The following is a 13,170-nucleotide window of genomic DNA, read 5'->3' on the forward strand; positions in this document are numbered from 1 at the left end:
GTGGATTTTTTATATTATTTGAAAGCATTTTTATAATGATACTTTACCTATTAAAATATCCAAATCAATTGTTATTTCTGTTACATTATTTTGATCTGCATCCACCTTTTGATGCCACCCCATTGGTGTCATATGCATCAGCATTGGCACGAGTGTAGGATCGATTTCGACAGTTCGTGTAATACGCTCTACTGATACTTCGCTAAAGTTTTCTTTAAAACGTTCAACTGTACTATCATTAGAATAGGATTCTTTGTCGGAATCTGCAAAAAACAATTTTCGTAATTGTTGAAGATATCCACTTTGTGGAACTATCTTCACCACAACTCCTTCTGGCTTTAACAGTCGTCTAAACTCCGTATAATTTGCTGGGGATAAAATATTTAAGATTACATCAAAGCTAGACTCTTGGAATGGACTTTTCGCTAAATCTCCAACACACCAGATCATATCTTCATAATTTCGACCTGCTGCAATAATTCCTTCTTTTGCAATGTCGATTCCTGCTCCAACAATCTTATTATCTGTTGTTTCTTCAAATTGATTTTTAATCATTGCTAAATGTGAGCCTTCACCGCAGCCTGTATCTAATACAGTAAGATCCTGTCCAAACGTTTTCAACGAATCCATTACAGCTTCATGCATTGGCAAATAGAGTCCACTTTCAATTATCTGTTTACGTGCTTCAAACAATTCTTTACCATACATGGATGTTGCAGGATGCGTCATAAAATTCACATATCCTTGTTTTGCTACATCAAATGTATGTCGATTTTCGCAAGTTACAACACATTGCTCTGTAACCGTCATTTGCTCATGACATACGGGACAAGCAAAGATTGTTTGCTGTTCTCGCATAAAATTGGCACTTGCCACTTTTTTCGACAATCCCACAAAAACACCTCGATTAATTTTCTTCTTTCATTAGTATACACTGAACTCTACATTGATAGAAAATACAATAAAAACACCAACTAAGTGGTTGGTGTTCATCTTTGTTAATGCTTTATATATCACTTTTAATCTTTATTTGGTGAAACAAGTGCATAGCGTTCCCATTTACGACTCTTCCATCTAAAGAAAACTAAAATCGCACGACACCATTCGTCAGCAGCTATTGCAAGCCAAATTCCTACTAAACCTAAATGAAGATGGAATACTAATAAGTATCCCAGTGTTAAGCTCATACAAACCATTGAGAAGAAACCTATAATGACTGGATATCTCGCATCACCAGCCGCTCTTAATGTATTAATAATCGTAATATTAAACGTTCTGCCTGTTTCCAGTAAAATACTCAATAGCAATACAGATGCACCGATTTTAATAACTTCCGGGTTATCTGTGAATATCCGCATAAGCGGATAACGGAAGATCATCACGAGCGCTACCATCAAAAGTGTAAAAGAGATTGCCCACTTCACACTAATCCATAGTTGATTGTAAGCATCATCTTTGCGATTTGCTCCAACATACCGCCCCACTATTATTGCCGTTCCAGATCCAATGGCCATTGCAAATAAATACGTAAACATTGAAATATTATAAGCGTATTGGCGAGCAGCTAAAGCTTCTGAACCTAAAAAAGTAACATAATATAAAAATGTAATTTGACAACCTTGATAAAGTACTTGCTCAAGAGCTGATGGTACACCAATAGCTAATATCTTCTTAATATATTCCTTTGGCAATGCTAGATAATATTTGAAATCTATTCTAAATTCTAATGCCCGGTATAATAGCCAGAAGAATACAACAAGTGCAATAGCACGACTAACAACAGACGAAATGGCGGCACCTTGTACACCTAACTCTGGAAACCCGAATTTACCAAATATCAAAATATAGTTTCCGACAATATGTAATACATTCATCGCAACAGACACATACATTGTTTGTCTGGTCCAGCCATGAACACGTACAATCGCTGCCGTTGCATTGATCAACGCTTGAAGGAATATTCCTCCCCCAATTATGGATAAATAATGATCTGCATAATTAAGTACATTACCATGCAAATTCATCGCTATCATCATTTGCTTAGAGAAAAATACAAAAAGTGAACTTAAAACAACACCAATTGCCAGATTCATTGTAATGGCAACCGCTGCAATCTTAGGGACCTCTTCATAGCGCTTTGAGCCTAGATATTGTGCTACAACAATAGAAGCACCGTTACCTATTACTTCTAAGATTAAAATAGTTATTTGAATAAATTGATTAGCTGCACCTACACCTGCTACTGAATCATCAGCTAATGCACTAAGCATAAAAGTATCTGCTACACCCATCAACGTAAATAAAAACACTTCTAAGAAAATTGGCCATGTTAAATGGAATAAGCTTAACTTTTCCTTCAACTGTTTTTCTTTCATCACTTCTTCCACTTCATCACCTTTCTTCAACTTTCAAATTTTTGAAACAAATTGTATACTATCACATCATAAACACCCACGCTATCGTTTAAGAAAAAAAAATCCGCCGATTCCTCGGCGAATTTGAAGTAAAAACAAGTATATTTCCCTCGTTCTTTTTGCCCTGTCTATATGAAAGCGCTTTGCGAAGATTAATGTAATTTAAGAGAAAAAATAACCTAATAATAAGCCTACTGATAAAAGTAAACCATAGAAAGTATTGGTCATTGCAGTAGATTTCATAGCAAGTCCCAATTTAGCTGGTTCTTTTTCTCCTTCTTTAAAACTTTTAATAGCTGTTATTGGTTTTGGGATACTAATAAGTACTACTAAAAGCCAAGGGCTCACAATGCCCATCACAATCAAAATAATCATCCATACATATGCTACAACGAACCATAATCCTAACATATTAATCGCTTTGTCACGACCAAGAAGAATTGCTAATGTCTTTCGACCACCAATAGTATCTTCTTTAATATCGCGAATATTATTAGACATATTAATGCCACCAACTAATATTCCTACAGGTATTGATACAAGAAGACTAGTTGTACTGATGCTTCCAGCTTGTATAAAATAAGAAATCAAGACAAAGGCAAATCCCATGCTAAGCCCCGCAAATAACTCACCAAAAGGTGTATAGGCAATAGGGAATGGGCCACCAGTGTACAAATAGCCAACCGCCATACCAGCAGCACCAATTGCTACAAGCCACCAACTACTACTCATACAAATATAAACGCCCAATACAACAGCGATTGCATATAATAATAATGCAAAGTTTAATACGGTTTGAGGTTTTGTACCATGGCGCACTAAAGCTCCACCAATCCCAACAGATTCTGCTGTATCTAAACCACGTTTAAAATCGTAGTATTCGTTAAATAAATTCGTTGCAATTTGAAGACATAAACAGCATACAAGCATTGCTATAAATAATAACCAGTCAATTTGAACATCGAACATCGCTAGGACTGTTCCTAAAATAACTGGAGAAAATGTTGCAGTTAACGTATGCGGACGTGTTAATTGCCACATAAGCTTCGCAGTACTAATCTCTTCAATTTGTTGATTACGATTGTTACTCATAATCTACTTCCTTTCAATCTTTATATACAACTATTCTATCTTACCCGATTTTTTTCTTCCGTGCCAAAAGAGAATTCTTTGAAATGCTATTTAAGCTGAATGTAATCCTTTTAAAGAAACACCTTAAAATTTGAAAGCCCTTGCATTTCGTTGCCATAATTTTTTTAATCTCCATTTAATTTTTATGCTATTTTTCCGTTACTTTTACATATAATGCAAAGTGACAAATTGATAAGGATGTGAGAATATGTGTGGAATTACAGGCTGGTGTGACTTTAAAAAAGATTTATCATCCCAATTGTCCTTATTACATACGATGACGAAAACACTCCAGCAACGTGGCCCAGATGCAGAGGGGATTTGGTGTAACGGTCCAATTGGCTTTGGTCATCAGCGTCTAGCAATTATTGACCTTGAAGGTGGCAAACAACCAATGAGCTATGAAAAGAAAGGGCGCTATTACACAATTACTTATAATGGAGAACTATACAACACAGACGAATTACGAAAGGAATTACAACAACGAGGATATCATTTCTATACAACATCAGATACCGAAGTTTTGCTCGTTTCCTATATAGAGTGGCGTGAACAATGCGTTGAAAAGCTTAATGGTATTTTCGCCTTTGGTATTTGGGATTCTGCTGAAAAGAGTTTACTACTTGTCCGTGATCGCCTAGGTGTAAAGCCTTTATATTATAGTACTCAGAATAACCAATTACTTTTTGCCTCAGAAATAAAAGCAATACTTGCTCATCCAGATGTCTCCGCAACTGTAGGCCACGAAGGATTAGCTGAACTCTTTGGATTAGGACCTTCCCATACGCCTGGCAAAACAATTTATAAACATATTCAAGAACTTCGCCCAGGACACCTCTTAAAATACGACTTAAACGGTCTGAAAATAAGCCGTTATTGGAATGTAAAAAGTAAAACACACGAAGATTCCTTTGACGATACCGTTACAAATGTTCGAGACTTAGTCGTAGATGCTGTGGAACGACAGCTCGTATCAGATGTGCCAGTTTGTACATTATTGTCAGGTGGGCTGGATTCTAGCATTATTACAGCTATTGCTGCAAACAAATTTGCAAATACTGATCATTTCCCTCTCCATACTTACTCCATCAATTATGAAAACAACGCACAATTCTTCAAAGCGAATGATTTTCAACGATCAGACGATACTTTCTGGATTAATGAAATGTCGCAAACTTTCCACACCGTACACCACTCAGAAGTTATTCTACAAGAAACACTCATAAAAGAATTGAGAGAATCTGTATACGCAAAAGATATGCCTGGAATGGCGGATATTGACTCTTCCTTATTGTGGTTTAGTAAACAAATAAAAGATAAGTTTAAAGTAAGTTTATCAGGCGAATGTGCAGATGAAATTTTCGGCGGATATCCATGGTTTTATGCAAATGAAGCAGACGGATTCCCATGGATCCGGTCTACAAAAGAACGTATTAACTTACTTCGTACAGAATGGCAACAAAAAATAAATATAGAGGACTATGTTCGAGAAGCATATGAAGTGTCCTCTAAAGAAACACCAATGTTGGATGGCGAATCACTTGAAGATGCAAAAAGAAGAGAACTATTTTATTTAAACATAACGTGGTTTATGACGACATTACTCGACCGCAAAGATCGCACAACAATGCGTACAGGTCTTGAAGTACGTGTACCTTTCGCTGATCATCGCCTTGTCGAATATGTGTGGAACATTCCCTGGGAAATTAAAAATACGGGAAATATGGAGAAAGGTATTTTACGTAAAGCTATGGAAGATTTATTACCAAAAGAAGTACTTTACCGAAAAAAGAATCCATATCCTAAAACGCATAATCCTGCCTATACAGATGGAGTCGGAAAATGGCTGTCATCAATCTTACAAAATAAAAACTCTGTACTTCTCGAGTTCTTTAACAAAGAACAACTCGATTCCCTGATTGATTCTGGAGGTTCATCCTTTACTGCCCCTTGGTTCGGTCAACTAATGACAGGACCTCAATTACTCGCCTATCTAATTCAGACCCATATTTGGTTTGAAGACTACAACATCAATTTAACTAATTGACTTTTTGTAAACGAAATTATATTATGTTTATAAATACACGAACAAATATAAAAAAGTTTATAAAAGGTGATGGAAAATGAAGAGCACAGAACTATTTGAACATGCTTCTATTCAAGAACTTAAAAAAGGATATTTGGAAGATGAACACTGCTATACTTGCATACTTTGCAATAAAAACATAGAAAAAGGGATCATCTATCCTTACAACAATCAATTATTTGAAGCAAAAAAAATGATGCAAACACACATTAATGACGAACACAAATCTGTTTTTGATTATCTTATCGGGTTAAATAAGAAGATGACCGGTTTAACAGAACATCAAAGTAACTTACTCCGTCTTTTCTATGCTGGTAAAACAGATAGTGAAATACAAAAAGAACTTGAAATCGGTAGTGCATCCACCATTCGACAACATCGCTTTGCATTAAAGGAAAAAGAGCGACAAGCAAAGACCTTTTTAGCCATGATGGAATTATTAAAAGAAAAAGATACCCTAACTCCTGAATTTGTACCTATTCACTCAACTGCAACAATGGTCGACGATCGATACAATATCACCAATGATGAACAACAAGAACTTATTGCAAAATATTTTCCAAACGGTACGAATGCGCATATTTTAAGATTTCCTAAAAAAGAAAAACATAAAATTGTAATACTACGTGAAATTGTTAAGCATTTTCCAGAAGATAAAACTTTCACAGAAAAAGAATTGAACGCCATCTTAAAAACATACGATGAAGATTACGTTCTCATTCGCCGTTGCCTAATCGAATACGGATTTATGGATCGCAAAGAAGATGGTAGTGCATATTGGATTAAAAAATGAAGAAAGTAGGTTTATACTATGGATCAAAAAAAAGAACTGAAAGAACAATACAAAGAAATCCCTATTCAATCGGGCGTCTTTAAAATTACAAATAATGAAAATGGTAAAGTATATATTGGTAGTTTTAATAATTTAAAACGTTTAAACGGGTTAAAATTTATGCTAATGACGAATACCTGTTTAAATCCATTATTACAAAACGAATGGAATGAATTTGGTTCCGATGCCTTCACTATTGAAACTGTCGAAATGTTAAAGAAACCCGAAGAAGGTTACTTTGACGAGAAAAGGGAACTGGAAAAACTTGAACAAAAGTGGATTGAACAGCTTCAACCATTTGGAGACAAAGGTTACAATTAATTTATTGAAACGTATTAATTTATTTGTTACGATAAAGACAACTAAATAGCGACAATGATTTCTAGGGTTCCGCAATTAATACTTGGTCTGGTCCGAGAGAAATCACATAGCCTTGTTGCTATGCCACGGAAGGACAAAAGCCTGGGAGATGACTGGTTAATTCAGTAATCTCTTAGGCTTTTTCTATGTAGAAAGGATGATATTCATGAACAAACATTGGATCATTGTATTACTAGCAGTTTTATTTGAAATAATGTGGGTCGTTGGTTTGAAACATTCACATAGTATTTTAGCTTGGAGCGGTACAGCATTTGCTGTTGTCTTTACTTTCTATCTATTATTACTTGCAGGACGTTTTCTACCAGTCGGAACAGTATATACCGTTTTTACCGGATTGGGGACTGCAGGTACAGTCATAGTCGATGTTCTCTTTTTCGGTGAGTCACTAAGTATAGCTAAAGTTTTGCTATTATCTCTATTATTAGTTGGTGTTATTGGGTTAAAAACAGTCACTACGCATGAAACAAAGGAAGGTGCTGCATAATGGCTTGGGTTGCAATCATTTTAGCTGGATTCTGTGAAGTTTTTGGAGTAGCGATGATGAATCGCTGGCAGGAAGAAAAAAAAATCTCGATCATACTGTTCTTAATTCTTGGTTTTGCATTAAGCCTTGCATTGCTGTCATATGCTATGAATTCAGTTCCAATGAGTACTGCATATGCTGTTTGGACTGGTATAGGGGCTTCAGGCGGGGCTTTAATCGGCATGATCTTCTTTGGTGAATCAAAAGATTGGAAGCGAATTTTATTTATCTTAATGATTTTAATTTCTGCAATAGGCCTAAAACTTTTGTCTTAGTGTATAACAATTTATTGTCATTTATATATGTCTATGATAACGTTAAGAAAAAACTTCGGAGGTATTCTGAATGAAGTCTTTGTGTAAGATTTTATTAACTTTAGCCATTGCTATCAGCTTTAACCTTTCTAGTGCATTTCCTATAAGTGCAAAAACAATAAATTACACTAAAAGTACCAACAAAACGTACACATTCAAGAGCGGAAATAATACGATTATTTACAAATATTCATCTAAAGATCAATACGGACAGTATTGGAATATAACCCAAAAAAGGGGTTCAAAAGTTACTGAGAAATATCAACTTGTTGAAAATCAACGTTCTGATATTTATTATGAAGGTTATCCAGAATCTGATGTAGGATTTTTCCTACCTTTACCTATTAAGGTCGGGAAAAAGTGGGATAACGGCATGATGGGTTCGAAAGATATTTGGGAAGTCAAATCCAAAACAAAAACGATAAAAGTTAAAGCTGGCACATTTAAAAAGGTTTTACACATTTATAGTAGCACTTATAAAACAAGCTATTATATGGCTCCAAATGCAGGCATCATTAAAACCATAGTTAAAGGGAAGACAACTTACGAACTTATATCTAAAAAATAAAGTGAAATTCACTCTGCTGAAGTTTTACTGTCCGTTTATACGCGGAAAACACCTCAGGATCTGATTTAAAATCAGATCCCTTTTTATATTTACAACTCTACTTTCAGTGTTTTTTCATATATAATATGCAATGAAGTAATCTAAATTTTCTTATGATTCTAGTAATAAAAATAGTATAGACTGAAAATGAGAGAGGAAGATATAAGTGAACGTTTTTGAAATTACAACACAAGAAGATTTACAAAGAGAATTTGATATTCGTATGAAAGTTTTTGTAGAAGAACAAAAGGTTCCTAAAGAGGAAGAAATTGATGCTTATGACCATCTTGATGGAGAATGCTATCACTACCTCGTAACTACTGATGACAACAAAGCAATCGGTACTGGTCGAGTACGATTAGTTGATGGTGTTGGTAAACTACAACGTGTAGCTGTATTAGAAGAATATCGTTCATATGGCATTGGCCGAATCATCATACAAGCCTTAGAAGACAAAGCAAAAGAACTTGGCGCGCCTAAGGTAAAGTTAGATGGTCAATTACAAGCAAAAGGCTTTTACGAGAAATTAGGCTACGAAGTGAAATCTGATATTTTCCTAGACGCTGGTATTGAGCATGTACTAATGGTTAAAACATTCGCATAAGTGAAACTTCCATCAGTGGTGGGGATCTTACGCCCGTTATTGCGGGATAAGCAAATAGGCACTCAAAATTATATTGAGTGCCCTTTTTAATCTGTTGCTGTTTTACTTGGCTTCACTAAAGTATAAATTATACCACCGAATATTAGCACAATACCAAGTGATTGCAACATTGTTGGTCTGAAATCTAAAATCAAAATATCAAGTAAAATTGCAACAACCGGATCCATAAATACTAATGCTGAAACAATAATTGTAGGTAAACTACGGAGACTATCAAAGAATAAATAATATACAAAACCTGTATGTATCAAGCCCGTCCCCAAAATATAAAACCAATTCCATCCCGTTAAACCGTGAAAAACACCAAAACTCATAAATGGTAATAGCATTACAATCCCAACAGTTGTCTGAATAAAGGTCAATGCATAAGCACTTAACTGCGTGATTCCTTTTCCAACAAACATTGTCATCGCATAGCAAATTGCCGAAAGCATAGCCCAAACAAAACCAGAATTAAACAACGCCGATAATGATGTGAATTGCTCCATTCCGATAATCAGTACACTTCCTAAAAAACAGATAATTACTGCTAGTATAGAGGTTACTGTCATTTTTTCCTTTAAAAACAAACTACCTAAAATCAGTACAAAAATAGGAGCTAAATTATAAATTGAAATTGCCACAGAGATCGACATTTCATCAAATGCTTTAAATAAAAATACCCAGTTTAAAACTAAAAATACTCCACAGATAATAGTTTGTACCACTTCTTTACGTGACCACTTCTCTTCCTTATAGCTACCTGAAAAAAACCACAAGCCACCAAGAATAAGAGTTGCACATATACAACGTATGAAAACAAGTTCTTCTGCAGGAATTCCGGTATTAACCGTAAAAAACCCAATTGATCCGAAGATAGCCATTGCTAGCGTCATCTTCAACATCGCTGCTATATTCAACTTTAAAATCCCCCACTTTACATAATTTTAATTATTTTCTAAATTATTAAATAATCATAACATCTTTTATGCTTTTATCCATCTAAATTTTTTGCATTCTACTAAGAGCACATATATAAACCATTATTTCAATCGACTTAAAAAGAAGAAACGTAACGACCAAGTTGAATAAAAACTTAGGCATCACGTTTCTTCTAATTTACCTGAAAATGGATTTCAAAAAAAGAATAACTTACTCATTCTTTGGAACCTATGATTTCTTCTCAGCTCTTTCACCACCTACTAAACGGTCGTTCGTCAGTAAGAAAACACAGAGAACTACCAAAATAGCAGGGATGAGCGCCCATGAAAAAGTGTAGCTAATGGAATAGGCAAGTGCATGAATAATTTTATTAAGCACAGGTTCTGGGATATTTGCTCGAGCTTGTTCAGAAAGCAAGGCACGGGGGTCACTCGAGCCATTAAATGTATTTCCTCCCCCATGAAAGGCCTCTTTCATTTTGTCTGAAAAGACATTACGCTGAATAATGCCGTATACAGTGATCCCCACTGTCATTCCCAATTGACGGACAAATGAAACGGTTGAATTTGCAGAACCACGCTGTTCAGGTCCAATATTATGAATAGCCGCCATATTTAAAACGGAAAAAGAAGCACCAGTACCTAGACCAACAATGATCATATACCATGTCACTGTCGCTCTTGTAGTGTCAGCAGACACTGTACTTAACAAATATATTCCTGTAACAAAAATAATGGCGAAGACTAGCATTACATTTCGATAACCAAACTTTGCCGCACTGATAGCTCCCGTTTGAGCAGACACTACGACCCCTAGCATCATAGGTAACAAGATTAGTCCTGAGTTAGTTGCACTACCACCTGTTACTCCTTGAATAAAAATTGGGATATATACTGAACCAACTATAAAAGCTACTCCATAAAATAGACCTAATATGGTACTTGCAGCAAATATCCGATCTTTAAACATTGAAAACGAAATAACAGGTTCCGATGCCCTTCTTTCAGCAAATATAAATAGAATAAATAAAACAAAAAATCCTGAAAATAAACTAATAATATTGATTGAATCCCACGCATATTTATTGCCCCCCAATTCAAGGGCAAACATTAGACAGACGACTGCTCCAACAAGTGTAATAGCACCCAGCCAATCAATTTTTTGTTTCTGATGTTGAAGCGATTCTTTATAATATGACGAAATGAGAACGAGAGAAAGAATTCCTAGTGGCAGATTGATATAAAAAATCCAATGCCAGCTAATATAGTCTGTTATATACGCTCCAAGCAAAGGTCCAAATACACTAGATAACCCGAAAACTGCTCCGAAAAGCCCGCCCATTTTCCCTCTTTTTTCTGGAGGGAAAATATCAAACATGATGGTAAAAGTAATGGGGATTAAAGCCCCGCCACCAATTCCTTGAATTGCACGGTATATACTCAACTGTTCAATACTTTGAGCTGTACCACATAAAATTGATCCAAGCATAAATAAACTTAAACCCATAATAAAGAATCGTTTTCGACCGAACATATCTGAGAGTTTTCCGAAAATCGGCATGCCCGCCATTTCAGCAACCATGTAAGCAGATGTTACCCAAATAAACTTATCCATGCCTCCAAGGTCTCCGACAATTGTTCCCATTGCTGTAGCTACGATGGTATTGTCCATAGATGACATAAGAATTGTAAGCAACAGTCCAGCAACAATAAATTTCTGTTTACTTTTATCGGTTTTCATTTCATTTCCCCTTTAAGCTTAATCATTGTCGTTTCCCTTTTACTCCACAGTAATAAAAGAAAGAATTATTATTTCATATATTCACACAAAGAACAATAAACAATTCATATGCAAAAATCAATAAAAAATGGCAAAACAATAAATTTTTTCTTATTTTACTGAATCCATCTCATAAATCTGTTTTCGGTTTATAAATACGAACATTTCAACACATTTACTTTTCGCTATTCAGATTTGGATGTTCCGCTACAGACGGCGCTTTCCACGGGCTTGGCTTCAATTTCCTTGTCACTACAATTAAGGTACTTTAAAGTGTTTAAAAGCGATTATTAATAGTATTAATTTGCATCTGCATGATGTGGAATTAGCTTCGCTTTCCGAGGACTCGCCGTCTTTCGCTCCACGATTAACAAAATTGGTTATCATTTTATCATTACATGTTCGTATATTTCATATGAGTTTTACATTATAAAAATGATTCCACTAAATGATTTTTCATAATATGCGCCTAAAATTTAAAGGGATGTCTCATAAATTTCTATACACTGAGACATCCCTTCTCTATCATTCTAAGTAATAATGTTGTAATCGTTGACGTTTAGAGAAATCCAAGCCAAATTCATCTTCTAAATATCGATCCGTATCTCCATAATTTTGATCAATTGCTTGAAAAACAGCTTGTAAATAGCTTTCTTTTGCACTCATAATATCCCCAAACTGTTGCATTTCTTGTTTATTTAAATGCTGAGACAAAATCGGAATCATCGCATCTCTCATAGGCTTCATATAATCATTCGTCAATAAATAATCTACTAATATCGTATCGCGTGGTATCCCTAATGCAAGCAATATTAAGGCACCGCCTACACCTGTACGATCCTTTCCAGCAGCACAATGATGTAGCAATCCTAACTGGTCTGGTTCTTGGACGATCTCCATTAACTTTTGATAGGAAGGATTATTGAAAGCCATTTGGCTGTACATTTCAGTGAAAATTTCTCCGTTGATCTTCTGCAGAAACTCTCGGTTATCTATATCTTTTAACGTCACAGTCGGCATTTCAAATCCTACATTGCCTTTAGCTGGAATACGAATATTCACCACATTTGCAAATACTGGATCCGGCTTTACTTTTGCTTCACCGTGATCTCGATAATCGAAAATCGTTCGAATACCGAGCGTTTCAAATACAGCTTTATCATTGGCAGTCATTTTCGATAAATCACCTGAACGATAAAAAACACCTTTCTTAATGTTTCTTCCATCTTCTGTTTGATAGCCACCCATATCTCTAAAGTTCATAACTTTTTCAAATGGATTAGTTATTATCTTATTTTTCAACACTACACCCCCTAGTAATAACAGACTACCATGTATGCACTCTAAAAGGAGTTTATTAACAAAATTGAATTACCTAAAAAGTCCATGGTTTAATAAATGGATAGAATAATATGGTAAATTCATGGTAACAAAAAGAATTCGCTCCATTTCCCGAAGGAATGCCGCGAATTCTTTTTGATTCAAATATCTTATTCATATCATCAGTTTCAATGCATT

At 35.2% G+C, this 13,170-nt stretch carries 13 protein-coding genes and 1 riboswitch; of the genes, 7 read left to right on the top strand and 6 right to left on the bottom strand.

Features of this window, described 5'->3' with window-relative positions; all coding sequences use genetic code 11:
• Positions 1–30: 30 nt before the first annotated feature.
• The 3 genes from Q8X41_RS11415 to Q8X41_RS11425 all read right to left on the bottom strand — a co-directional run bounded on the left by Q8X41_RS11415 (position 31) and on the right by Q8X41_RS11425 (position 3,506).
• Positions 31–894, bottom strand: a complete 864-nt coding sequence (locus Q8X41_RS11415; RefSeq protein ID WP_397536465.1) for a putative RNA methyltransferase — start codon at positions 892–894, stop codon at positions 31–33.
• 125 nt (positions 895–1,019) lie between these two features.
• Positions 1,020–2,375 (bottom strand): MATE family efflux transporter, encoded by a 1,356-nt coding sequence (locus tag Q8X41_RS11420; RefSeq protein WP_397536466.1) that lies wholly within the window; start codon positions 2,373–2,375, stop codon positions 1,020–1,022.
• Between the two features lie 201 nt (positions 2,376–2,576).
• Positions 2,577–3,506, bottom strand: coding sequence for a 1,4-dihydroxy-2-naphthoate polyprenyltransferase (locus Q8X41_RS11425; protein ID WP_397536467.1), 930 nt, complete (start codon positions 3,504–3,506; stop codon positions 2,577–2,579).
• Between the two features lie 247 nt (positions 3,507–3,753).
• Here Q8X41_RS11425 and asnB point away from each other — a divergent pair, with 247 nt between their 5' ends.
• The 7 genes from asnB (at position 3,754) to Q8X41_RS11460 (ending at position 8,892) form a co-directional block, all read left to right on the top strand.
• Entirely contained in the window at positions 3,754–5,592 is a 1,839-nt protein-coding gene (asnB, locus tag Q8X41_RS11430; protein ID WP_397536468.1) for an asparagine synthase (glutamine-hydrolyzing), read from the top strand.
• A 76-nt stretch (positions 5,593–5,668) separates the two neighbouring features.
• Entirely contained in the window at positions 5,669–6,424 is a 756-nt protein-coding gene (locus Q8X41_RS11435) for a DUF2087 domain-containing protein (protein WP_397536469.1), read from the top strand.
• An 18-nt stretch (positions 6,425–6,442) separates the two neighbouring features.
• The gene (locus tag Q8X41_RS11440) at positions 6,443–6,784 is read left to right on the top strand and encodes a GIY-YIG nuclease family protein (RefSeq protein ID WP_397536470.1); all 342 of its coding nucleotides are present in this window, start codon (positions 6,443–6,445) and stop codon (positions 6,782–6,784) included.
• Positions 6,785–6,834: 50 nt separating this feature from the next.
• Positions 6,835–6,934: riboswitch (guanidine-I (ykkC/yxkD leader) on the top strand.
• A gap of 55 nt (positions 6,935–6,989) precedes the next feature.
• Positions 6,990–7,328: a DMT family transporter gene (locus Q8X41_RS11445; RefSeq protein ID WP_397536471.1), complete on the top strand. Its 339-nt coding sequence runs from the start codon at positions 6,990–6,992 to the stop codon at positions 7,326–7,328.
• On the top strand, positions 7,328–7,642 hold the full coding sequence (locus Q8X41_RS11450; protein ID WP_397536472.1) for a DMT family transporter: 315 nt from the start codon (positions 7,328–7,330) through the stop codon (positions 7,640–7,642). Before Q8X41_RS11445 ends, Q8X41_RS11450 begins: the two co-directional genes overlap by 1 nt.
• Positions 7,643–7,712: 70 nt before the next feature.
• On the top strand, positions 7,713–8,249 hold the full coding sequence (locus Q8X41_RS11455; RefSeq protein ID WP_397536473.1) for a hypothetical protein: 537 nt from the start codon (positions 7,713–7,715) through the stop codon (positions 8,247–8,249).
• 205 nt (positions 8,250–8,454) lie between these two features.
• Positions 8,455–8,892: a GNAT family N-acetyltransferase gene (locus Q8X41_RS11460; protein WP_397536474.1), complete on the top strand. Its 438-nt coding sequence runs from the start codon at positions 8,455–8,457 to the stop codon at positions 8,890–8,892.
• A gap of 86 nt (positions 8,893–8,978) precedes the next feature.
• On the opposite strand, the gene Q8X41_RS11465 is transcribed toward Q8X41_RS11460, so the two are convergent.
• The 3 genes from Q8X41_RS11465 to Q8X41_RS11475 all read right to left on the bottom strand — a co-directional run bounded on the left by Q8X41_RS11465 (position 8,979) and on the right by Q8X41_RS11475 (position 12,954).
• Entirely contained in the window at positions 8,979–9,851 is an 873-nt protein-coding gene (locus Q8X41_RS11465; protein WP_397536475.1) for a DMT family transporter, read from the bottom strand.
• A gap of 250 nt (positions 9,852–10,101) precedes the next feature.
• Entirely contained in the window at positions 10,102–11,613 is a 1,512-nt protein-coding gene (locus Q8X41_RS11470) for an MDR family MFS transporter (RefSeq protein ID WP_397536476.1), read from the bottom strand.
• 564 nt (positions 11,614–12,177) lie between these two features.
• Positions 12,178–12,954: a tyrosine-protein phosphatase gene (locus Q8X41_RS11475; protein ID WP_397536477.1), complete on the bottom strand. Its 777-nt coding sequence runs from the start codon at positions 12,952–12,954 to the stop codon at positions 12,178–12,180.
• Positions 12,955–13,170 lie beyond the last annotated feature (216 nt).

It is taken from the genome of Rummeliibacillus pycnus, from assembly GCF_044359855.1.
Taxonomy (GTDB): Bacteria; Bacillota; Bacilli; order Bacillales_A; family Planococcaceae; genus Rummeliibacillus; species Rummeliibacillus pycnus_A.